19 protein-coding genes and 1 riboswitch are annotated in these 23,823 nt (G+C 33.2%); of the genes, 12 read left to right on the forward strand and 7 right to left on the reverse strand.

Annotated features, from left to right (window positions below):
- From otsB to ACT3CE_RS00055, 11 genes are all read left to right on the forward strand, one after another.
- Positions 1-427: trehalose-phosphatase (otsB, locus tag ACT3CE_RS00005; RefSeq protein WP_444707711.1), on the forward strand; the 427-nt coding region annotated here is incomplete at its 5' end.
- Between the two features lie 152 nt (positions 428-579).
- On the forward strand, positions 580-2,157 hold the full coding sequence (gene nadB, locus ACT3CE_RS00010; protein WP_444707712.1) for an L-aspartate oxidase: 1,578 nt from the start codon (positions 580-582) through the stop codon (positions 2,155-2,157).
- Between the two features lie 20 nt (positions 2,158-2,177).
- Positions 2,178-3,026 (forward strand): carboxylating nicotinate-nucleotide diphosphorylase, encoded by an 849-nt coding sequence (gene nadC / locus ACT3CE_RS00015; RefSeq protein WP_444707713.1) that lies wholly within the window; start codon positions 2,178-2,180, stop codon positions 3,024-3,026.
- A 20-nt stretch (positions 3,027-3,046) separates the two neighbouring features.
- On the forward strand, positions 3,047-3,973 hold the full coding sequence (gene nadA / locus ACT3CE_RS00020; protein WP_444707714.1) for a quinolinate synthase NadA: 927 nt from the start codon (positions 3,047-3,049) through the stop codon (positions 3,971-3,973).
- A gap of 262 nt (positions 3,974-4,235) precedes the next feature.
- Positions 4,236-6,374, forward strand: a complete 2,139-nt coding sequence (locus ACT3CE_RS00025) for an ATP-binding protein (RefSeq protein WP_444707715.1) — start codon at positions 4,236-4,238, stop codon at positions 6,372-6,374.
- A 99-nt stretch (positions 6,375-6,473) separates the two neighbouring features.
- A complete protein-coding gene (locus ACT3CE_RS00030) occupies positions 6,474-7,040 on the forward strand; it encodes a manganese efflux pump MntP (protein WP_444707716.1) in 567 nt (188 codons plus the stop codon).
- A 182-nt stretch (positions 7,041-7,222) separates the two neighbouring features.
- Entirely contained in the window at positions 7,223-8,536 is a 1,314-nt protein-coding gene (locus ACT3CE_RS00035) for an SO_0444 family Cu/Zn efflux transporter (protein WP_444707717.1), read from the forward strand.
- 449 nt (positions 8,537-8,985) lie between these two features.
- Entirely contained in the window at positions 8,986-10,509 is a 1,524-nt protein-coding gene (gene accC, locus ACT3CE_RS00040) for an acetyl-CoA carboxylase biotin carboxylase subunit (protein WP_444707718.1), read from the forward strand.
- Between the two features lie 23 nt (positions 10,510-10,532).
- Complete coding sequence (locus tag ACT3CE_RS00045) at positions 10,533-11,042, forward strand: biotin/lipoyl-containing protein (RefSeq protein WP_444707719.1); 510 nt, start codon at positions 10,533-10,535, stop codon at positions 11,040-11,042.
- A gap of 101 nt (positions 11,043-11,143) precedes the next feature.
- The gene (locus ACT3CE_RS00050; RefSeq protein WP_444707720.1) at positions 11,144-12,679 is read left to right on the forward strand and encodes an acyl-CoA carboxylase subunit beta; all 1,536 of its coding nucleotides are present in this window, start codon (positions 11,144-11,146) and stop codon (positions 12,677-12,679) included.
- Positions 12,680-12,914: 235 nt separating this feature from the next.
- Positions 12,915-13,187 carry a hypothetical protein gene (locus ACT3CE_RS00055; RefSeq protein ID WP_444707721.1) on the forward strand — a complete coding sequence of 91 codons (273 nt, stop codon included), beginning with the start codon at positions 12,915-12,917 and terminating at the stop codon, positions 13,185-13,187.
- 247 nt (positions 13,188-13,434) lie between these two features.
- Here the strand turns inward: ACT3CE_RS00055 and tilS are convergent, their stop codons facing one another.
- The 5 genes from tilS to ACT3CE_RS00080 all read right to left on the reverse strand — a co-directional run bounded on the left by tilS (position 13,435) and on the right by ACT3CE_RS00080 (position 21,160).
- Positions 13,435-14,757, reverse strand: a complete 1,323-nt coding sequence (gene tilS / locus ACT3CE_RS00060; protein WP_444707722.1) for a tRNA lysidine(34) synthetase TilS — start codon at positions 14,755-14,757, stop codon at positions 13,435-13,437.
- Positions 14,758-14,831: 74 nt separating this feature from the next.
- On the reverse strand, positions 14,832-16,142 hold the full coding sequence (gene pabB, locus ACT3CE_RS00065) for an aminodeoxychorismate synthase component I (protein ID WP_444707723.1): 1,311 nt from the start codon (positions 16,140-16,142) through the stop codon (positions 14,832-14,834).
- Between the two features lie 140 nt (positions 16,143-16,282).
- Positions 16,283-17,227, reverse strand: coding sequence for a sirohydrochlorin cobaltochelatase (locus tag ACT3CE_RS00070; protein ID WP_444707724.1), 945 nt, complete (start codon positions 17,225-17,227; stop codon positions 16,283-16,285).
- A gap of 29 nt (positions 17,228-17,256) precedes the next feature.
- The gene (locus ACT3CE_RS00075; RefSeq protein WP_444707725.1) at positions 17,257-19,548 is read right to left on the reverse strand and encodes a TonB-dependent receptor; all 2,292 of its coding nucleotides are present in this window, start codon (positions 19,546-19,548) and stop codon (positions 17,257-17,259) included.
- Positions 19,549-19,617: 69 nt separating this feature from the next.
- Positions 19,618-19,815: riboswitch (cobalamin riboswitch) on the reverse strand.
- 352 nt (positions 19,816-20,167) lie between these two features.
- Complete coding sequence (locus ACT3CE_RS00080) at positions 20,168-21,160, reverse strand: YhdH/YhfP family quinone oxidoreductase (protein WP_444707726.1); 993 nt, start codon at positions 21,158-21,160, stop codon at positions 20,168-20,170.
- A 137-nt stretch (positions 21,161-21,297) separates the two neighbouring features.
- Here ACT3CE_RS00080 and ACT3CE_RS00085 point away from each other — a divergent pair, with 137 nt between their 5' ends.
- Positions 21,298-21,612 (forward strand): winged helix-turn-helix transcriptional regulator, encoded by a 315-nt coding sequence (locus tag ACT3CE_RS00085; RefSeq protein ID WP_444707727.1) that lies wholly within the window; start codon positions 21,298-21,300, stop codon positions 21,610-21,612.
- Between the two features lie 59 nt (positions 21,613-21,671).
- Here the strand turns inward: ACT3CE_RS00085 and pepT are convergent, their stop codons facing one another.
- Both pepT and ACT3CE_RS00095 read right to left on the reverse strand, forming a co-directional pair.
- Positions 21,672-22,898: a peptidase T gene (gene pepT, locus ACT3CE_RS00090; protein WP_444707728.1), complete on the reverse strand. Its 1,227-nt coding sequence runs from the start codon at positions 22,896-22,898 to the stop codon at positions 21,672-21,674.
- A 152-nt stretch (positions 22,899-23,050) separates the two neighbouring features.
- On the reverse strand, positions 23,051-23,734 hold the full coding sequence (locus ACT3CE_RS00095; protein ID WP_444707729.1) for a hypothetical protein: 684 nt from the start codon (positions 23,732-23,734) through the stop codon (positions 23,051-23,053).
- Positions 23,735-23,823 lie beyond the last annotated feature (89 nt).

The following is a 23,823-nucleotide window of genomic DNA, read 5'->3' on the forward strand; positions in this document are numbered from 1 at the left end:
CCGACCAAGTCTGGAAACTTTTGTTGATAGAACTCCTGGCTCGTTTATCGAAGAAAAAAACTATTCTCTGGTTTGGCTTTACAGAAAATCAGAACCTGAACAGGGAGAACTAAGAGCTAATGAATTAAAAGATGAACTTACAACAATGATTGCCAACCATAACCTTGAAATTCTTGAAGGGAATAAGGTAATTGAAGTTAAAAGTGGTGGAATTAACAAAGGAATGGCGGCAATTCAATTTCTTCAGAATCAAAATTTTGATTTTATTCTTGCTCTTGGTGATGACTGGACCGATGAATATATGTTTAGAGAATTACCTGAAAATGCAAATACGATTAAGGTAGGATTAAAACATACTGCCGCAAAATACAAGGTTGATTCGGTAAAAACTGTTCGCAGTTTCCTTACTGATTTAATTGAAAAATAAATACATTAAACACACAACGAAGGCGGCTTTTTAGTCGCCTTTGTTATTGGTATTTAATACAATTTACCTCTCCCCGATATAATTTTTCAGTAATTTTTGCCTTTGGATCAAATGAAAATCACTATTTTCGCACGAACCAAGATTTTTCAAAAATGTTACACAAAAAGTTCGATTTTCTGATAATCGGAAGTGGACTAGCAGGATTATATTCGGCTTATACCGCCGCACAGTACGGATCGGTAGCGATTTTAACTAAATCAAAAATAGATGTTAGCAACTCTTTTTATGCCCAGGGCGGAATTGCTGCAGTAACCGATTCTGATGATTTTCCCCAATACCATTTGGAAGATACCTTAACAGCAGGGCGAGGCCTTTGCGACTATACTCCCGTTGATATTCTGGTAAACGAAGGCCCTAAAAGAATTCAGGAATTAATTGATATGGGCATGCAATTTGATACCGAAAATGGAGAACTTTCATTGGGTTTAGAAGGAGGACATCATCGACGTAGAGTTTTACATGCAGGTGGAGATTCCACGGGCCGAGAAGTAATTCAATTTTTGATTAAAAAGGTTTTAGAAACAAAAAATATAGAAGTTTTCGAAAACCAAATGGTGTACAAATTGTTAGTTAACAATGGAAACTGTTTCGGAGCACAAAGTTACGATCCTAAAAACAACTCTAATCTTCATATCAGCAGTCGCTCAACGATATTAACACTTGGAGGAAGCTCAGCAATTTATCAGCGAACTACTAATCCAGAAACAACTGTAGGCGATGGAATTGCTCTGGGATACAGAGCAGGAACCGAAATTGAGGATATGGAATTTATACAATTTCACCCCAGCTCTTTTTACTCTAAAAAAGGATATACTTTTTTAATTAGTGAAGCTGTACGTGGCGAAGGAGCCTATTTATTAAATTCTAAAGGGGAAAGATTTATGACTAAAATTCACCCTTTAGCAGAATTAGCTCCCAGAGACATTGTTGCCCGATCAATTTTCGATCAAATGCAAATGCAAAAAGAAGACTATGTTAGGCTTAGCCTAAAACATCTCGATGCTGATAAAATTAAATCTCGCTTCCCTTCTATTTACGAAAATTGCAAAAAATCAGGAGCCGATTTATGTTCTGAAATTCCTATTGCTCCCGCAGCTCATTATACTGTAGGCGGAATTAAAACCGGAATAAATGGAAATACAAACATCTCAAATTTATATGCTTGTGGCGAACTGGCATCTACAGGAGTAATGGGAGCCAACAGATTGGCATCAAACTCATTACTTGAATGTTTGGTGTTTGGAAAAAGAGCAGTTCAACATGCTATCAAAAATAAGGTAACATCAAACCTCTCATTAAACAATAAAACAAAATTAGGCTGTAATCCTAAACTCGAAAATTTATTTCTAAAATATATAAATTCTCTGTCAATAGAAATGAATACCAAGGCAGGAATCGTAAGAAAGGAAGATAAATTACAGGAACTACTAGGCTTAATAGAAAAAATAAACAAAACTTTTCCTTACGAGGAAAATGAATATTTTAGCTTTCGGATGCAGAATCTAATTATTGTCTGCAAATTAATATGCAAAGCAGCTTTAGCTCGTAAAGAAAGCCGAGGCGGACATTATAGAGAGGACTTTCAATCTGAAAATGAAGACTTTCTTACTCACTCAATACAACAAATTAACAAAGAACTTACTTTTGTTCCTGTAGAACAGAAATCTTAAGAATAATTAATTAAGCCAACATGGAAGAAACCGGATTAAATATTCAGGAATTAGAATATATAATTGAACATGCTTTTCGTGAAGATATTCAGGATGGAGATATCACTACTAATAATTTGGTACCAGAAACAACAACCGCAAAGGCAAGAATGACCGCCAAAGCAGATGGAGTTATTGCTGGCTTACCTATTGCAAAACTTGTATTTAAAAAATTAGATCCGAATATAGAATGGACTCCAAATTTTAAAGATGGAGATTTCATTAAAAAAGGAGATGTTATTGTTGAGATAAGTGGCACATTTAGAGCCTTACTTAGTGGAGAAAGACTAGCATTAAACCTAATGCAAAGAATGTCGGGGATAGCAACCGAAACAGCGAAATACGTAGCCGAAGTTAAAAATACTAAAGTTAAAATTTTAGATACCCGTAAAACTGTTCCAGGCTTAAGAAGCCTTGATAAATATGCAGTTAAAGCCGGAGGTGGAACCAATCATCGAATTGGATTATACGATATGGTGATGATAAAAGATAACCATATAAAAATTGCCGGTAACATTACAACCGCAGTTGAACAAATCAGAAAATCGATCCCCAAAAATATTAAAGTGGAAGTTGAAACCACTAATTTAAATGAAGTAAGAGAAGCTGTAGCAGCTGGAGCTGATATTATAATGCTCGATAATATGAGTAATGAAATAATGGCACAGGCAGTTAAAATAATTAACAATACAGCCTTAAGCGAAGCATCCGGAAATATGAGCCTACCACGCTTAAAAGGAGTTGCTGAAACAGGAGTCGATTTTATCTCCATAGGAGCACTTACCCACTCTGTTGTTGCCTTGGACATTAGCCAGAATATTATTCTATAAATACAAACCTACTTTCCCAAATGGAAAATAAAGAAATAGTCAGACAAATTGAAATTCTGAAAAAAGAAAAAAATGCAATCGTTCTTGCACATTATTACACACATCCCGAAGTACAAGATGTAGCCGATTACATTGGAGATTCACTAGGTTTGGCACGAAAAGCCGGAGAAACAAAAGCCGATGTTATTGTTTTTTGTGGAGTACATTTTATGGCAGAAACAGCATCAATTATATCTCCAAATAAGAAAGTATTAATTCCTGCTAAAAATTGCGGATGTTCTCTTGCCGAAAGTATTACCAGCGAAGATATTCGAAAATGGAAAGCAAATAATCCCGATGGTGTTGTAGTATCCTATGTTAATACGACTGCCGAAGTAAAAGCAGAAACTGATTATTGCTGTACCTCTTCAAATGCAATTAAAGTAGTTGAACATCTAGGTAAAGATAAAAACATATTTTTTACTCCTGATAAAAACCTAGGTGGATATATTGTAAAAAAAACAGGAATTAACATGCACCTTTGGGATGGCGATTGCTGCGTACACGAAAAAATTAGCACAAAAATGGTTTTAGAAATGAACCAAAAATACCCCGAAGCAGATATTTTAATTCACCCTGAAAGTAATTGTGCCTGCGATGATAAAATTTTAAACCTTCCTAATGCCTACTTCTACTCCACTGCTGGCATTATAGAACATGCAGCCAAATCGAACAAAAAACAATTTATAATTGCTACAGAATTAGGTACGCTTCATCAATTAGAAAAGAAAAATCCGACAAAAGAATTTATAGTAATACATCCTAAAACAATTTGCGGATCGATGAAAAAAGTTAATCTGAAAGGAATATACGAAGCCCTTCTGAATGATAAGTATGAAGTAAAAGTTCCCGATAAAATAGCAAATAAAGCTATTCTTTCGATCCAACGAATGCTGAAAATAGGATAAATCATAAAAAAATCTTTCATAAAATATGAAAGATTTTTTTTGCGAAAATAGTAAGGATTACCTAATAAATATTTATCTCTTTTTTCTTTTAAGCAAAAAGAATAAAAACTATATTTGCACTTTAAATTAACAGATTACAACAAAATGAAATTGTATTTTTTAGAATAAAATATATTTCCTCCTATAGTAAGTATTCTAAATTTACATCTAAACAACCATTAACTTATTAGTCATAATTTTAAAGCATAAATAAATTATCATAATGCATCTCCCCCTAAAGCTAGTTTTATTACCCCTATTCATTAGTAAAATAGCACTGGCAACACCTACTCTAGATAAATTTAAAAAGCAAACTGTAGATAGTAAAGAAGAAATAGAATTATATTTGCAACTATCAAAACATTATCAATCTAACAATATTGATAGTGCTATAATTTTTGCAAATAAAGCCCTTGTGTTATCTATGGATAACAAGGATGATAATTTATTACTTAATTCATACTTTCAACTATTCCAAAATTACTCCTTAAATGGAGATAAGGCACAATCGAAACACTACCTCGATAAAGCTTACGTATATGCAGTAAAAACAAAAGATTCTGTAAATACTTCCAATATACTACTAAACTTAGCTGACTATTATTCAATTAAAGATCAGTACGATAGCGCTACTATTTATTATAATAAATGCTACTCACTTTCTAAAAAAATTAGCCTAACATTAAATCATGTTAATACTCTTATCGGACTTGGTGAAATTTCTTACGAAAGAGGCGAGTTGGATCAAGCTTTAAATAAATATCTGGAAGCATATAAATACTCTGAAAATCTGAAAAACGACAACGTAAAAATTAGCCTTCTTATTGACATGGGAAATATTTACGCTGATGATGCACAACTTGAAAAAGCTAAATCCTATTACAATCAGGCAAAAATTATTGCAGAACAACATAAACAAACAAAAGTTCTTTCTGCAATTTATAATAATTTGGCAACTATTTATCAGGAAGAAAAAAAGTATTTAAAAGCTCAAAATTATTTCGAAAAAAGTCTGGAAATAGAGAAAAATAATAAATATCAACCAGGTATAGCATTGGCTTTAAACAATATTGGTGAAAACTATTTTAGAATTGGCAATTATGAAAAAGCAATTAGCTCATTACATGAATCCTTATCTATAAACGAAAAGTTACACCAAAATATTTCTAAAATTTATAATCTGGGCACTTTATCTGAAATCTATTTAAAAACAGGTAATTACACACAAGCATATAAATATATTACTGAAGGAATTAAACTTAGCACAACTTATAAAACCAAAAAGAAAAAAAATGAGTTGTTGTTTCTATTAGCCAAATACTATCACAAAATTGGTGATAATGCAAAGGCTTATGCAACTATGACCAAACACGATGCATTAAAAGATAGTTTGCTAAGTGAATCTAAAACTCAGAAAATTGCTCAATTACAAGCACAATATGAATCAGAAAAACGAGAACAAGAGAATGAAATTCTACGTGTAAAGCATCAGTACGCACAAGAAAAACTAAAAAAAGAAAAAATAATTACCAATTTTTTTATCGTATTCTCAGTTATTGCTCTAGCATTATTAATTCTATCTTATTTTTTATATAAAGCAAAGACTCAAGCTAATCTTAGAATAAATAAGATAAATGGAATGCTTGAAGAATCAAATAAAAAAATGAAAATCTCCAATGCAACTAAAGATAAATTCTTTTCTATAATTGCACACGATTTACGATCTCCTTTTAATGCTATTTTAGGATTTTCAGGACTCGTTAAAGATGAAACCGAAAACTCTAAAGATATTGAAGCAATAAAAGATTATAATGATAATATTTATGAATCGTCGCATAACTTATATACACTTCTCGAAAACCTGCTACAATGGGCAAATAGTCAGCGAGGAAAATTAGAATTCTCTCCGGAACGCTTCAATTTGCATCAGTTAATTCAAGCTAATTTAAATTTGTTTAAATTAAAAGCTAACGATAAATCTATTGATTTGATTTCTGATGTCAAGCCAGAAACAATGGCTTATGGTGATGTAAACATGATAGATACTATCATTCGAAATTTAATTAACAATGCTCTGAAATTTACAAATATAAATGGCAGAATAGAACTACATACCTCTTTTGATAATGACTTTATATTGGTAAAAGTAAAAGATAATGGTATTGGTATAAGTAAAGAAAATCAAGCTAAATTATTCCGCCCGGATTGTAATTTTACCACCTATGGAACAGAAAATGAATCAGGAAGTGGATTAGGATTAATTCTTTGTAAAGAGTTTGCCAGAAAAAATAGTGGAGATATATGGGTTAAAAGCATACTAAATAAAGGCAGCGAATTTATTTTGAAGCTTAAATCAGTCTAAAAAATATTCTTCCTAAAAAAGGCAATTTCACATTGATAAATTGTCTTTTTTATTTTTATAAGATCTCGAATCATAACTTTACAGGGGAATTAATAACAAATGGAGTTAATTAGTATATATCTTATTGCATTAGGCTTATCAGTCGACTCTTTTGCTGCTTCGGTTTGCAGCGGATTAGCCATTAAAAATATTCGATTTCATCAGGCCGTAAAAATTGCATTTTTTTTAGCTCTATTTCAAGGAGGAATGCCAATAATAGGATGGTTTGCCGGCTGGGAATTAAAAGATTTAATAAAAGACTTTGACCATTGGATTGCATTTATATTACTTGCCGGCCTGGGAAGTAGAATGATATATGAAAGTTATAATAGTAAAGGATCTCAGCACAATTTCAATCCATTAAAAACATCCGTTCTACTGTGCATTTCTATAGCTACAAGTATCGATGCTTTAGTGGTAGGTTTTAGTATGGCAATAATTGCTGAACAAATATGGATTCCTGCAATTATTATAGGATCGGTTACTTTTATTGTTTCGATGACAGGCCTGCTTTTGGGCAAAAAAGTAGGATCAAGACTACGCCAAAAGTCAGAATTTTTTGGAGGTTTTGTATTAATCTGCATCGGATTAAAGATACTAATTGAACATTTATTTTTCACTACTTAAATTCGAAGTATTCTACCAATATCTTCTTTTTCACTATCAACTCGCCCTTACTAAGTACTACAAAAACACATACCTACATGTAGGTATTTTACATGCACTACTATAATTCTGTTCTTTGCAAACAACATACAGTTAAGATATTTTAATATTTTTGAAGTAATTGCAATTAATAAAAACCAAAAATGGAATACTTCAATCAATTTTTACGTGATTTTGTACAAATATTAAATGAAATGTCGCCCTATTTAATCTTGGGATTTTTCTTTGCAGGATTATTAAAAGTTGCTTTCCCACAGAAATTTATCGATAAGTATTTAGGTAAAAAAAATAGTAGATCGGTGCTCAATGCTTCTTTAATAGGAATTCCACTTCCTCTATGTTCGTGTGGAGTAATTCCTACAGGCATTTCCTTTTTTAAAAGCGGTGCAAGTAAAGGTTCGTCAGTTTCATTTTTAATTTCTACTCCGCAAACAGGTGTCGATTCCATCCTTGTTACTTATTCGCTTCTGGGATTACCCTTTGCAATTCTTCGCCCTATTATTGCCTTATTCACAGGATTTTTAGGCGGAATACTAACCAATAAAGTGGATGATGATGAATCAAACACTGTAAATACAAATAAAACTACTAATTTAAATGACTGCGACAATAATTGCAATTCAGATAGCAATACAATAGCGATTAAAAGATCTAAACTCTATATTCTTTTTAAATATGCATTTGTTGATTTTTTACAAGATATATCCAAATGGCTAATTATAGGTCTTTTACTTGCTGCTTTTATTTCTGTATTAATTCCCAACGACTTTTTCTCTGATTTTATCGGTAATGATTTTTTAGGAATGATCGTTATTTTAATTGCATCAATTCCATTATACATCTGTGCAACCTCATCGGTACCTGTTGCTGCAGTATTAATGATGAAAGGAATTTCGCCTGGTGCTGCTTTGGTTTTCTTAATGGCAGGCCCAGCAACAAATGCTGCTACCATAACAGTCTTAAATAAAGTACTTGGAAAAAAAACAATGTGGGCCTATTTAATTTCTATAATTACTGGCGCATTATTATTTGGTTTGCTTATTGATAATTTCCTACCTCGAGAATGGTTTACTCTAAGTGGCATTCATCATCATACTGCAGCACACGAAGGCCACTGGATAATACCAAAATACCTGCAATGGGCAAGTAGTATTTGCTTAAGTATACTCATTCTTAACGGATATCTGCAAAAATACCTTTCCCGTAAAAGAAATTTTAAAAACAATGATTCAGAAAAAACCCTTGAAACCTTAACTGTAACAGTTAATGGCATGAGCTGCAACCATTGTAAAAATAGTGTAGAAAAACACATAGGAGCATTAAAACAGATTAGTAATGCCGAAGTAAATTTAGAGCAAAAACGATTATTCCTAAAAGGAGAATCAATCGATATTTCTATCATTAAAAAAGAGCTTAAAAGCTTAGGCTTTGAATATGGCGGCACACTCAAAAATTAACATTTTGTAATCTCAAGATTACAGAAAATGACGTTGCAGTAGATAGAAACTACACCATTTTAGTTCCCAAAAAACGAATATCTCCAAATATTCTAAACTTAATAATTAAAATAAGTGCAAAATATAACCTGCTATTGAGCATGTTTGGCGTTTTTTACCCATTTTTAATATTTTTGGTAGAAACAATTTTACATCACACCTTCACAATACACACACACCTCTACTAAACAGACAATTACCATCATAAAACTGATGGTTATTTTCGATTAACGCATTCATACATCTTTATATTTAATTACTTGAAAACTTCGAATTTTTAATTACTTTTATGTGTTTTACAACACATTTGTGTTGTTCATTATCATTTTTAGTAAAACATTTCACTAACTAACAATAGAATTAATTGACTATAACCAAAGCTTTTTTAAGCTTACAACAAATAACCAAAAATGATCAAGAAAATTTCGAAAGTCCTCATTGCTAACCGGGGAGAAATTGCTCTGCGAGTGATGCGTTCGTGCAGAGAATTGGGAATTTTAACCGTTGCGATCTATTCTGATGCCGATAGAAAATCTATGCACGTTAGATATGCCAACCAAGCTCACCACATTGGACCTGCAGCTTCGTCTGAAAGCTATTTAAACATCGATAAAATTATCGAAGTAGCTAAACTTACAAAAGCTGATGCAATTCATCCTGGTTATGGATTTCTAAGCGAAAATGCTGAACTATCAAAAAGATGTCAGGAAGAAGGTATTATTTTTATTGGTCCCACACCCGAAGTAATTTCAACTATGGGAGATAAAATAACTGCACGAAAAACCATGATAAATGGAGGTGTACCCGTAGTACCCGGAACCAAAGATAATATGGATAATGATGAATCGGCGCTGAAAGCAATAAAAGAAATAGGTCTGCCAGTAATGATTAAAGCTACAGCAGGTGGCGGTGGAAAAGGCATGCGAATGGTAGACAAAGAAGAAGATATTCTTGAAAGTTTACGAGCCGCCAAATCTGAAGCAAAATCAGCTTTTGGTAATGATACGGTTTATGTCGAAAAATATATTACCTCTCCTCACCATATCGAATTTCAAATTCTGGGCGATCAACATGGTAATGTTATCCACCTATGCGAAAGAGAATGTTCAGTTCAACGAAGACACCAAAAAGTGGTAGAAGAAACCCCTTCACCATTAATGACACCCGAACTACGCGAACAAATGGGAAAACATGCTGTTGCTGCAGCAAAAGCCGTTAACTATCAAGGAGCAGGAACTATTGAGTTTTTAGTCGACAATGATCACAACTATTATTTTTTAGAGATGAATACCAGACTTCAGGTAGAACATCCAATTACAGAAAGAACAACCGGTTACGACCTTGTAAAAGAACAAATTCTAATAGCCGAAGGACATAAACTAAAGGTAAAACAAGAAGATGTTTTTCAATTTGGTCACGCAATCGAGTGCAGAATTTATGCAGAAGATACAGATAATAACTTTATGCCTTGTCCAGGCTTAATTACACACATTACCGAACCAATGGGCTTAGGAGTTAGAACAGATGGTTACGTGTACGAAGGGTACGAAATTCCAATTCATTACGACCCAATGATATCTAAACTAATTATTTGGGCTAGAACAAGAGACGAAGCCATTGAAAGAATGCGCCGTGCTTTGTACGAATATAAAATTACCGGAGTTAAAACATCAATTAAATTTCTGGAAAAAATAATGGATTGTAAAGACTTTAGGAATGGGAATTACGACACTCACTTTATTCAAAATAACGAAAAATTTTTATTGGCCGAAGACGAAGCAAAACAACAATTCGAAGATTTGGCAATTGTTGCAGCTTTCCTTGATTATCATCATAAGATAAAAAATGCACAAATAGATCAAACAAGTCACAAACAAAACAAGTGGAAAGAGTTTGGAAAACGAAGAGGCATGTATCGAAGTAGTGAAAATTAAATATTAACAATAAAAAAAGCGTTATGGCACTTGAAATAAAATTAGACGATAGAATTGCAAAAGTAGAGCTTCTTGCCGAAGATGAAAATTTTGTAAAGATAATGGTCGACAATAAAACATACGATTTGGATATGCAGCAGGTTGAAAAAGGTGTGTATTCTGTAATATATAAAGGACATTCCTTTAATGTTGAATTAATTGAAAACGAAACAAAAAAGAAATATAAAGTCAATACTTTTTACCACTCCTACGAGGCCGAAATTATAGATGCCGAAACTAAATATCAACAAGCCAGAAATGCAGGAAATTTAGAAACTGCAGAGAGTACAATAAGCTCTCCAATGCCAGGTAAGATTGTCAAAATACCAGTTAGTTTAGGCGATCAGGTTAAGAAAGGCGACACGGTAATAATTGTTTCTGCCATGAAAATGGAAAGTGAGTACAAAGCCATGAAAGATGGAAAAATACAAGAGATTTTCGTTAATGAAAATGATATTATTGATGGAAATCAACCATTGATATTCATCGACTAAGTGAATTATAAGTTACGATTTAATAATTATGAGACATTAATTATGAATTCCTAAATGAATCAGACTTTCATAATTTTTTCTCAGTTTATAATTGAAAAGAAATGTTGACATTAGAAGATAAAATCAAAAAATTTGAAGAATTAAATAAAGCAGCACAAACAGGTGGCGGACAAAGCAGAATAGACAAACATCATGCTGCAGGTAAAAAAACTGCTCGCGAAAGAATTAAAGACCTTTTAGATACTGAAACCTTTGTTGAAGTAGATAAAATGGTAACTCACCGTTCTACCGATTTTGGAATGGAAAAAAACAAAATAATGGGTGATGGTGTAGTTTGTGGATACGGAAAAATTGATGGTAGACTAGTATATGTATTCGCTCAGGATTTTACAGTTTTTGGTGGTTCCTTAAGTCGGGCTAATGCCGATAAAATTGTAAAAATAACAAAGCTGGCTATGAAAATGGGCGCTCCAATTATTGGACTAAACGATTCTGGTGGTGCCAGAATACAGGAAGGAGTGCAAAGCTTAGCTGGTTATGCCGATATATTTTATCAGAATGTAAGAGGATCTGGAGTTATTCCACAAATCTCGGCAATTATGGGGCCTTGTGCGGGCGGCGCAGTTTACTCTCCTGCCCTTACCGATTTTATAATGATGGTAAAAGATACCAGCTACATGTTTGTGACTGGCCCGGATGTTATTAAAACCGTAACTCACGAAGAGGTTACTAAAGAGGAACTGGGTGGAGCCATAACTCACAATTCGAAAAGTGGTGTAGCCCACTTTACCGCCGAAAACGACGAACAAGCAATGATGATGCTTCGGGAGTTAATTGGCTTTCTTCCTTCTAACAATATGGAAGATCCTCCAACTAAACCTTGCACCGATAATATTCATCGTGAAGATGAAAAACTGCAATCTATTGTTCCGGCCGATCCGAATAAACCTTACGATATAAAAGAAATAATAGAAACCGTAGTCGATGATCATAACTTTTTTGAGGTAATGCCACTATATGCTCCAAATATTACAATCGGTTTTGCCAGACTTGCAGGCAAGCCTGTGGGTATTGTTGCTAATAATCCTGCAAATATGGCTGGTGTTTTAGATATTAACAGTTCTACAAAGGCTGCTCGTTTTGTTAGATTTTGCGATGCCTTTAATATTCCATTAATAACTTTGGTTGATGTTCCTGGTTTCTTGCCTGGAACTGCTCAGGAATATGGTGGAATTATAAAACATGGAGCAAAATTACTTTATGCTTTTGCCGAAGCAACAGTCCCTAAAATTACTTTAATTACACGTAAAGCTTATGGTGGCGCTTATGATGTAATGGCTTCCAAACACATTGGTGCCGATATAAACTACTCATTCCCAACGGGAGAAATTGCTGTAATGGGAGCCGAAGGAGCCGTAAATATAATGCATAAAAATTTATCCGATTCTGAGCGTGCCGAAGCTATAGATGATTACCGGGAGAAATTTGCACATCCTTATAAAGCCGCAGAATTAGGGTATATCGATGAGGTAATTCTACCAAAAGAAAGTCGTTATAAATTGATTCAGGCATTGGAAATGTGCTCCAATAAAAGTGAACAAAATCCACCTAAAAAACATGGAAATATTCCATTGTAATATGTACAAATAAATCAATAGAAAAGCATGGCTGTAGAGTCATGCTTTTCCTATTTAAGCTCATCTTAAATAAGCCCCTGTACTATGCAAACCATTTAGATACACAATGCAAACAATTTCGATGTCAAAAATAACTGCATACATAAATATTTAACTGATTTGTAACATATTGTTAATCCATTAATCATCTGCTATTCGTAAATTTAGTTAACATTTTAACATTAAATCTATGACTATGAATGATCAAAATGAAAAATTACGAGATGTGTGCCTTGAAGCTTTAACCTGCTTAAATAAACCTGGCAATAAAGCTTACGATGAAGTAAAAGCGAAACTCGAATATGTTATTGCCAGCTATAATAACGATAAAAACCCTGTAGGATTATACGAAATTGGTAATATGGCCCTTAGTTCTTTAAAAGAAATTAGTGCCAACAAACCCCGAAAAGTAAAAAAAGTATTATTAAAAAACCTCGAAGATTGCTTAAAAGTTGAAACTCTTGCCTAAATGTTTCTCTTAAAAAAAGAGCTTGTTCCTAAGGAATGGGCTCTTCTTATGTCTACTAAATTTTATTTCTTTCTTTTCCGTCCCCTGCACCTCTAATTACAATATATAGCTGCAAATATTTGAGAACTTCGTATCTTTTTAGGTTAAAATAATATTTGTTACTGCATCTAATTCGGCTATATCCCCAATAAGAGCAAAACAATTTGCATCGTATAGAAGCAGAAATTTATGATATTAAAACAGTGATCTACAGTAATTCCAAACGATAAATATTTGTACTTTCATCGGTTATTTTAAATCTATTATCCATTCGATGCCCCACAACCCAAATAATTTTCCCGCCCGAACATAAAAGCCAGGTATTTTCTTTATCCTGAATTGAAAATTTTCGGTCTATAAAAAAATCTGATATTTTTTTACTCCCTTTCATTCCTAATGGACAAAAAACATCGCCCTCCTTCCATTTTCTTAATATCAGTGGAAACTTTAATTTATCAGCATCGAAACAGGCTATATTAGAATCTTTTGAAAACTGAAAAGAAGAAGTTCTGTCAACAAAAGTCATATTAACTTTTATAGGCACACTTATGTATTCGTCCAATTTCGACACTGAATACTCTTTCTTGTTAATCTCTTGTTTTTCGGTTAAAATTAGAAATTCTCTATCTCTAAGCAATTGATGTGTTGCAGAATAAAACAACTTACCCGATGTTGCATAAATAGAATCTACAATATTTTTTACATCGCGATGATGAAAACCATAAGAAGACAAAATCTCATGTAAATGTGAAATTGGACCTTTAATTTTCTTCAATTCGCAAATAGAAATTAATAAACTATTCTCTTTTTTAATCAGCAAATGCTGGTTATTCTTATCAATTAAATAATTATACATTTCCTCTACTTCGCGAAATCGAGCCACATTTTCGCTCATCGTATTGCGGATTGCCGGATTTATTTTTTCCAAAACTGGCATTACCTGATGACGAATTTTATTACGCACAAAATCGGTTTCCTTATTGGTCGAATCTTCGCGATAAGATAAATTATTTTCACTGGCATACTGTTCCAATTCTTTTCTGGTAAAAGGCAACAATGGACGAACAATTTTTCCCAGTTTAGATTTTATACCCGATAAACCATGAATACCTGTTCCTCGAACCAAATTAATAAGCACTGTTTCGGCTACATCATCGGCATGGTGTCCTACTGCAATATATTGATAAGAATTACTTTTACAAATTTTATCGAACCACTGATAACGCAATTCTCTTGCAGCCATTTCAATTGATAACTTTTTTTCGGCAGCGTATTCTTTTGTATAAAAGTCGATCGAAAAAAAAGGCATGCCGTAGTTTTTTGTAAGATTTTGCACAAAGTCAAAATCTCCATCCGATTCATTGCCTCGCAAATGAAAATTACAATGTGCAACACCACAATTAATTTCCATTTTTTTTAGCAAATGCAATAAAACAACAGAATCAATTCCGCCACTTACCGCTACCAAAATTTTATCATCCCGATAAAATAAATTTTCTTCTTCGACAAAACGGACCAATTTTCGAAACATGCCTTTTTAATTTTATGTAAATATATCTATAAAAATTAAAGCTTTAATATCAGCGTATTCTTATATATTACAAATTATTCTTTAAGTACTTTCATAATCGCTTTTGCCTTTAACAGGCATTCTTCATATTCTTTTTCAGGATTTGATTGCATGGTTATTGCGCCACCAACCATGAATGACAAATAATTCTTTTTCGCATTATATAGAATACTTCGGATTACCACATTAAAGTCGAAATTACCTTCGGGCGAAATGTACCCAACCGCTCCAGAAAATAACCCGCGCTTGCTAGACTCATACTTTTCTATCAGTTTCATAGCCCTAACTTTAGGAGCTCCTGTCATCGATCCCATGGGAAAACAATCACGTATCGCATCTACAAAATGAATATTCGCACGAAGCTCTGAAACCACAGTAGAAATCATCTGATGCACCTGTGGAAATGAATATATACCACACAATTCCTCAACCTTTACACTTCCTTTTGCTGCAGTTCTCGACAAATCGTTACGGACTAAATCTACAATCATAATATTTTCTGCTCTCTCTTTCGGATCCTCATATAATTGCTCTTTTATCAGCTTATCTTCAGCAGCATCGGCACCTCTTTTTGCAGTTCCTTTTATGGGTTGAGAAACTATTTTATTTCCCTCTTTCTTAATAAAACGCTCGGGACTGGCCGATAATAAAAATTGATCCCCTAATTTGTAAAAACAAGCATAAGGAGTTGGCGAAACCTTCATTAATTTTCGGTAAACCTGCTCTGGCTGCAAACTTGTATTATCAGCATAAAATTCCTGACAAAAATTAACTTCATAAATATCTCCTTTACGAATATGTTCTTTCAGCTTCTTTATGGATATAAGATACTCTTCTCTGCTAATTTTAAATTTAATATCATTTATCTTAACCAATTTAAGCTCAGGAATACTTAAGCTCTGAATATTTTGAATCAAAGCTAAAATTTCATATTCATTAAACTCCTCATCATAAAAATGAACAATTAATGTATTTCTATCTAAAATAAAAACCCAGCGAGGACGAAAAAAATTCATTTCAGGAAAATTTAATCCATCGTCATTCTTTGAATCGAGGCTTTCTATTTCATTTTTTAAATCGTAAGCCAGATAACCAAACCACCAATCTTTACTCTCTCTAACTGCTTTTTTTAAGCAGGTAAAACAATCCTTTTTAGGTTCAATAATTTCCATAGCATCAATACCAGCAAGCAGTTCGTAGGTATTGTATTCAACTTTTGAATTTGCTTTTTGGCTCGCATCATTACTATCCAGAATACTGGCATATTCGAACTTTTTGCTCCAAAACAACAATTGTTCTTTAAACTTCTGAGTATCGGGGATATGAAAAGTAAGCTTTTTTCGCATGCAGCAAATTTAAGTAAAAGATAAATAGAATTGCTTTTCGAATGCATCTTAGCATCTGTAAACCGTAAAAAACATTAACACAAAAACCCTTCCTGAATAAACAAGAAGGGTTTAAATATAAATCAGACTAATTTTAGCTACTACTTAGCCTTTGCATCCTCAAGGTGCTCAAGCCAGATTTCTCTGATTTCAGAATAATCTCCTAAACCTTTCATTATACAATTAACGGTATAACCATCAGCTTCTAATCTTTCTCTCCACGATTGCTCTTCTGGATCTGAACTTTCAGTTCTACCATTCATATCGTTATTTGCATGATCACCAGCAATAGACATAAGTGGGGTAATGGTTACCGACGAAGGTTTTGGTGAAATAGCATTTACTTTGGCTAAGATACCTCCAATAGAAGTTTTACCGGCCTCGAAACCAAGCCCTTCAACTGTTCCTACGAAGAAATTTTCATTTATTTTTTGCAATTCAGCCTCTAATTTAGGATACTGTCCATCGGCTTCGTGTGGTGTTCCGTGTCCCATAAACAATACAGGGCCTGCAGCAACTTCATTTGCAAATTTTGCAGCCATTACTTTTGCTACTGCTGCAATATCTTCATCGGTTTTTAACAAAGGAACACCAATTGAAAATTCCACACCCGCATTCTCTTTTTCAATTTTTTCTGTGGCTTCAAGTAATTCATCAAATTCCTCTCCTGGAATAACATGCAAAGATTGCACTGTAAACTTTGAATAACCATCCTCGATCATTAATTTCAATGCTTCTTCAGGAGTATTATTATCAATTACTTTTCCTGCTAAAGATTCTTCTCCATTACCTTTTCGTAATTTATTAATAATTAGATCGGAAGTAAATCCCCAACGAATTTCTTCTCCTGAAAATTTTTCTTTTGCAGCCTTATCCACATTGTCAAATGTAATTTGAGGATCAGGAAAAGAAGAACCAAAGGTAACAAGCAGTATTCCTTCTTTATCACCTAATTTTTTTTCGTCATCATTACTATCACTATCGCAAGCGGAAAATAACAAAGCGGATGCTCCAAGTACTAAAAAAGTTTTTTTTAAGAAGTTCATAATTTTAGAATTTAAATTAATATAGATTATTATTTATTTGATTTATTATCACGGTCTTCTTTTGTGAACTTAAAATTTAAGCCTATAAAAATAGTTCTGCCAGGATTAAGCGTTCCATAATGAGAACCGTAGGGTCTGTCATCTACATAATCAAAAATATTATCTACTCCACCATTTATGCTAAATTTACAGTTCTTAAACTTTTTAATGTTTAATGTTGTTGTCAGTTTCCATAACTGATAAGGATCAGCATAAGTTCTCTCCTCTTCTTCTTCCAAATAAAATTTATCCGATTTATAATTCCCACTTAGGTTCACATTTAACAAATAATTTGACCAATTTTTAAGCCATGTTAGTTTTAATGTTGCACTATGTTCCGATACCCCATTCAGTCTCACTTCCTGTGTTTTATTTCGGGCATCAACGTAACTATATCCGCCAGCAATCGTAAAATTTTTAAATAAAAACGCGTTAAAAGTCCAGTCTAATCCTATGTTTTGTGCGTTATTAATATTATAGCGAAACTTGGTTTCTTCAATTCCTCTTCTTTTGTAATCGTAAATTGTGGGTATAATTTTATAATCAATCATATCCTTTAATTTATTGATATAAAGGCTTAAACTGGTTCTGAATTTTTTATATTTAAATTCTGAAGAAATTGTATAATAATTAGATTTTTGAGGTTTTAAATCCTTATTCCCCAGATACAAACGATATACTCCCATGCGCTCACTCTCGTAGAAGTAATAAAGTTCTTTTAAAGTCGGACTTTTAAAGCCATTGGCATAAGATATTCGGTGGGTAAAATTTCCTATTTTGTACATAGCTGCAATTTTTGGAGTAGCTATTACACCAAACTGATCGTGATGAATAACACGCACACCACCTACAAAATTTATTTTTTTGGATAGTTTAAATTCATCCTGAAGATAAAATGATAAAGTATAAGCACTAGCATCATTATTTATTAAACGATACTTAGCCTCGAGATCGTCTCCTAAATATTCTAATCCGGAACTTATTGTATTCTCCTTACTCAAATGAAAAACCCCTTTTAACTGAAAAGTAAGATTTGTTTGATCTGAATTTTTAAATCGTTCGCCTGGATAGTACGTTTTTTTTACTACTCCATCTTCTGTTATATAACGCTCGCTGTATTTGTATGGATATTCGTTATAATACTTATAGTTACCAAAATCGAAACTAAAGTTGATAAAATCTTTATTCTTTAACTTATACCTAGCAGCAAGCGAAGCACTTTTATTATTGTAGTAATAGTTATGCATTCTTCCTTTAAACGGGAAATATAGCGTTTTTTCATACCATGAAGCATCGGTACTAAATTTCAAATTCTTATTAATATCGTACTTAAACGACTGACTTACTGTATACGATCGCTTTTTATTAACGGGCATATCATAAGTAGCAACCAAGTAGGGCAAGTCATGATTAGATTCCCATTTGGTATTTATTTTCATATTGTTTAACTGATATCCGTCGTTCTGTTTTCTTGAAAATGTTGTTTTACTCGACAAATTACCCTTATTGTAAGTAAAAGTATTTAACTGTTTCCATTCATTATTTGCACCAAATCGGCTACTGTTTGATATGCTGTATTTTCCTTTTGGGCGTTTGCTTATAATATTAATAACACCAGCAATTGCATCAGATCCATACAAGGTAGAAGAAGCTCCTTTTACAATTTCAATTTGCTCAATATCTTCCGAATTAATTCTGCTTAAATCTACTATTCCTCCTACGCTTCCTGTTAACCTTTTCCCATCTAGTAAAATTAAAACGTAGTCTTCTCCAAGTCCGTTAATTTTAATATCTGTACCCATTGAACTAGGCATAAAATCAACCGAAGATGACAAACTGGAAATGATTTCTTCTACACTTCTACCCGAGATTTCCTGAATACTCTTTCCTGAAATAATCTCAGTTTGCACAGGTACATTATCAAGACGATAGCGTGTTCCTGTACCTGTTACAACAATTGGCGAAAGCAATTCAACTGAAGGCACAAGGCTCACGTTTACAATTTTATGGGAAGTTTTTATTTGTATTTTTTGCTGATAAGGTTTATAACCAATACAAGATATGCACAAATTATAAATACCAGGTTTTAAATGTTCAAAGGAATAAGAACCGTCGGTTTTAGTGTAAGATATTACAGAACTAGACAAATAAACATTTGCATATTCAATAGGCTTATGCGATTCGGAATTACTCACCTTACCCGCTAAACCAAACTCCTGTGCATATAACACACTTGTGCATAAACATAATTGCACCAAGGCAATAATAATTAATCGCATCATCGATAAAATCAAAAAACTGTTGATAATATATGTCTACAGTATTAATCCTATCCCGAGACTAATTACTGACAAAAAAAGCATTGCTTTGTAGGTCTTCTGACTTACTCCTGTTTAATCTGCCTTCCCATCGTATTTATGAACAGTGGCTTTGTAGTATTAAACATTATTGCGGAGCTTACAGCTGCGGGTACAGTTTCGGATTTTCACCGAATTCCCTTTATTGATAAGCATAGAAACTAATCAATCACAAAACTGACACAAAAGTATATAAACTTTTTAAAATTAAAACAGCTACGATAAAATAGTATACCTGTTAAACAACACCCCAAAATAAACGCCTTATTTACTGATAATGGGCATAATAGTATAAAATATCCATTTCAATAACTTTATAGATAGTCTTCCTATTATAAAATTATACTATTGACTAAATGCTTAAGTTGGTAGAATAAATACACGAATTACACAAGAATAAATACTAAATTATTGTTAATTATTACGCATTTTTTTACAAATAACTTACTGATAAAATACAGCTTAATTTATCCGGATAAAACAAAATAGTGCATAAAAAAAGACAACCTGCAGGCTGCCTTTATCATACTATATAATTTATTTTCTACAATTTTACAATTACTCGTCCGCGACTTTTTTTCTCCAACATCAAATCGATATAAGTATCCAATTCTTCCAAACTTGATTCTATAACCTGTTCTTTATTTTTATAAACATTCCAATCGGCTGCCAGTTTATCCCAAACTTTTTGTCTTAATTCCATTGGGCAATTCTGCGAATCGATACCAATTAAGCTAATTCCATTTAATATAAAAGGATAAACGGTCATTGCCAAGTCGCCGGACCCTACATTACCACAAGTCGTCACATTTCCTAATGGTTTACAAGCCTTTAGTAAAGTGTGTAAGGTATTGCCACCAATAACATCAATGGCACCAGCCCACAATGGTCTTAATAGAGGTCTTCCCGATTTATCATCAGTAATATCAGTAGAAATTCTGCTAATAGCTCCTAACTCCTGCAATACTGTCTCCCCCCCTGTTGACTCAAAAGTTGCTGCAATTACTTCAAAACCTATTGATGATAATATACTAATGGCAATACTGCCTACACCACCTAAAGCACCCGTAACCACAACAGATCCCATTTCGGGTTTTTGTCCGGCTGCCAACAAACGATACACCGATAATGCTGCCGTAAATCCGGCTGTTCCATATATCATTGCCTGCTTAAAATCTAACTCTTTGGGCATTGCCACTACCCAGGCTTCGGGCACACGAATATATTCTGCAAATCCGCCATCGGTATTCATACCTAAATCGTAGCTAGTTACAATAACTTTATCGCCAGCTTTAAATTTACCACTTGCCGATGATTCTACCACTCCGGCAGCATCAATTCCCGGGGTATGAGGATAATTTCGTGTTACTCCTTTATTGCCTGTAACTGAAAGTGCATCCTTAAAATTTAAAGAAGAATACTTCACTTTTACAATTACATCTCCAATCGGCAGATCGTCAATTTTCAACTTTTCAATTCGTCTTACAAACTTCCCCTCTTTCTCGTAAATTCGAAGTGCTTTAAATTCTTTATTCATATCAGTTGTATTTTTTATTCTTATCTTGCAACAAAAATAAGTCTATTTAATCTATTAATCAAGAACTTACATTTAAGGCAATTACTAACATTTTGTTCTGATTTACTGATTATCAGCAAATAAAAAAAATTAAAAAATTGGAAAAAGGATCTTGTCCCATCGATACATTTATTAATTACGTAAAAGGAAAACGTAAGGCTACGATTGTTTTACACCTAATGCAGGGAACTAAGCGCTATTCTGAACTGGTAAAACTTATCCCTGATGTTAGCGACAGAATGCTCAGCAAAAATCTAAAGGAATTGGAGGAATCGGGATTTATTGAAAGAAAAGTATACCCTGAGGTACCACCAAAAGTTGAATATAGTTTAAGTAAGTTGGGTAAAGAAATTCATCCTGTACTACTTGCTATGTACCGCGCAGGCAGAGTTCTGGAAAAAGAAATCGATTAAATAAAATACTAAAAAAGGCAACCAACAGGCTGCCTTTCCTTACAAATTGATAAGTACAATTATTTTTTTGAAATAAGTTCTACAATTTTCAGAATCACATCAACAGCTTTCTGCATCGATTTTACAGGAACATATTCGAATCGACCGTGAAAGTTATGCCCTCCTGCAAAAATATTTGGACAAGGTAAGCCCATATATGACAAACGACTTCCATCTGTTCCTCCTCGAATAGGAATCACCATTGGATCTACGTCAACCTGTTTCATTGCTTCCTCGGCAATATCAACAATATACTTAACAGGTTCAACTTTTTCGCGCATATTATAATACTGGTTTGTCATTTCTATGCTAGCTGTTCCCTCACCATACCTTTGATTAAAGTCTCCACATAAATCCTTTACAAACTTCTTGCGAGATTCATAATTGTCCATATCGAAATCACGAATAATATACTGTAAACTGGAACTTTCAACTCCACCTTCCATAGAAATAAGATGATAGAATCCCTGATAGTTTTCTGTTTTTTCAGGTACATCTTCTTTTGGCAATTTTGAAATATATTCGTTTGCAATAAGCATTGAATTAATCATTTTATCCTTAGCCATTCCTGGGTGAACGTTGCGCCCTTTAAAAGTAATTTTAGCAAAAGCAGCATTAAAATTCTCATACTGCAACTCTCCTATTTCGCCACCATCCAGGGTATAAGCAAAGTCTGCTCCAAACTTTTGTACATTAAAAAAATCGGCACCTTTCCCTATTTCCTCATCGGGAGTAAATCCAATGTGAACAGGTCCGTGTTTTATCTCAGGATGATTGGCCAAATACTCCACCGCAGTAATAATTTCGGCAACACCAGCTTTATCATCTGCGCCAAGCAATGTTGTTCCGTCGGTAGTTATTAATGTTTGCCCAACATATTGTTTTAAGTCTGGAAAATCTGCCACTTTCATTACAATATTCTCAGCCTTATTTAAAACAAGATCTTCGCCATTGTAATTCTCCACAAATTGAGGGTTTACATTTCTTCCCGAAAAATCAGGGCTTGTATCCATATGGGCAATAAAACCAACTGCAGGAACCTCATAATCTAAATTCGATGGAAGAATACCCATTAGGTATCCATTTTCATCTAAACTCACATTTTCGAGCCCGATCTCTTCCATCTCTTTAGCCAATTCTTTAGCCAATACCATTTGTCCAGGAGTACTGGGTGTTAAACCTGTTTCTGTATCCGATTCAGTATCAAATTGTACGTATCGTATAAACTTTTCTATTACTTTATTCATTCTTATATTTTTTGATATCATTTTAGATACGAGATAATAAAACTGTCAATATCTAAAAAAAGTAATTCTATTTCTGAAACACTGCAATATTAATAAATTGATTGTGCAAAAAAGAATCAATCTAAATGTTCATTAACAAATTTCTAAAGAATTTAAACATCATCCGATTTAAACTGAAACCCCAATCGTTTACCAGTTGGAATGCGAGAATTCTGAATTTTCTCAAAAATCTGAGCTACTGACATAATTTTAACATTATCGTAAGGGGGCACCAGTAAATCGAAATTTAAGGAATAATTAATAGCCGTTTCGACAATTCTTTTCAAACTTTCCTTATTTGCTTTCGAAGCCGATAAATCGGTTTGTAACAATCCCATTTGTCGTTTTCCTTCTACAATAAAATGTTTTTCTTTATTAATAAATATACGTGCCACCAAGTATCCCAAATCATCATAACGAGTATATTTAAACGAATCAGAAAGGAAATTATAAATATTAATAATTCCTGAGTAGGCATTATCTGGATTTGCTTTTACATAGGCCTGTTCCCATACATTATGATCGCGATTAAACTGAAAAACATTGGTATGCAAACTAAACACCAAAATATCTGAAGCTACCTGTATCTGAAACTCAAACTCTCCTTTGTCTTCATATTTCAATATCACATCCTTACTCGAATCCTGCAATTCATCATTGTATTCTGTTACCAGTTCATCTAACACTTCGCGCAAATCTTCAAAAATAAGTTTCGTGTTATGATATACCAGTTGCTTTAAAGTAGCTTTTTCCCTAATGGTATTTAGAATAGCAGCTTTTGTATTTAATATGTTCATTATATAGTTGTTTAAGGTGATGAGTAAATATACAAAAAAACAGTCACCGAAATTCCGATGACTGTTTTATTATAATTGTGTATATTTTT

This window comes from Marinifilum sp. RC60d5, from assembly GCF_052400665.1.
GTDB lineage: Bacteria > Bacteroidota > Bacteroidia > Bacteroidales > Marinifilaceae > JBQTGK01.

Bases quoted from the DNA above. Each gene is read 5' to 3' on its own strand.
- ACT3CE_RS00055 (WP_444707721.1), top strand. From the start codon at position 12,915: ATGAATGATCAAAATGAAAAATTACGAGATGTGTGCCTTGAAGCTTTA.
- ACT3CE_RS00045 (WP_444707719.1), top strand. From the start codon at position 10,533: ATGGCACTTGAAATAAAATTAGACGATAGAATTGCAAAAGTAGAGCTT.
- nadC (WP_444707713.1), top strand. From the start codon at position 2,178: ATGGAAGAAACCGGATTAAATATTCAGGAATTAGAATATATAATTGAA.
- ACT3CE_RS00075 (WP_444707725.1), bottom strand. From the start codon at position 19,548: ATGATGCGATTAATTATTATTGCCTTGGTGCAATTATGTTTATGCACA.
- pabB (WP_444707723.1), bottom strand. From the start codon at position 16,142: ATGCGAAAAAAGCTTACTTTTCATATCCCCGATACTCAGAAGTTTAAA.
- ACT3CE_RS00050 (WP_444707720.1), top strand. From the start codon at position 11,144: ATGTTGACATTAGAAGATAAAATCAAAAAATTTGAAGAATTAAATAAA.
- ACT3CE_RS00070 (WP_444707724.1), bottom strand. From the start codon at position 17,227: ATGAACTTCTTAAAAAAAACTTTTTTAGTACTTGGAGCATCCGCTTTG.
- tilS (WP_444707722.1), bottom strand. From the start codon at position 14,757: ATGTTTCGAAAATTGGTCCGTTTTGTCGAAGAAGAAAATTTATTTTAT.
- accC (WP_444707718.1), top strand. From the start codon at position 8,986: ATGATCAAGAAAATTTCGAAAGTCCTCATTGCTAACCGGGGAGAAATT.
- ACT3CE_RS00095 (WP_444707729.1), bottom strand. From the start codon at position 23,734: ATGAACATATTAAATACAAAAGCTGCTATTCTAAATACCATTAGGGAA.
- ACT3CE_RS00080 (WP_444707726.1), bottom strand. From the start codon at position 21,160: ATGAATAAAGAATTTAAAGCACTTCGAATTTACGAGAAAGAGGGGAAG.
- ACT3CE_RS00035 (WP_444707717.1), top strand. From the start codon at position 7,223: ATGGAATACTTCAATCAATTTTTACGTGATTTTGTACAAATATTAAAT.
- ACT3CE_RS00030 (WP_444707716.1), top strand. From the start codon at position 6,474: ATGGAGTTAATTAGTATATATCTTATTGCATTAGGCTTATCAGTCGAC.
- pepT (WP_444707728.1), bottom strand. From the start codon at position 22,898: ATGAATAAAGTAATAGAAAAGTTTATACGATACGTACAATTTGATACT.
- nadA (WP_444707714.1), top strand. From the start codon at position 3,047: ATGGAAAATAAAGAAATAGTCAGACAAATTGAAATTCTGAAAAAAGAA.
- nadB (WP_444707712.1), top strand. From the start codon at position 580: ATGTTACACAAAAAGTTCGATTTTCTGATAATCGGAAGTGGACTAGCA.
- ACT3CE_RS00025 (WP_444707715.1), top strand. From the start codon at position 4,236: ATGCATCTCCCCCTAAAGCTAGTTTTATTACCCCTATTCATTAGTAAA.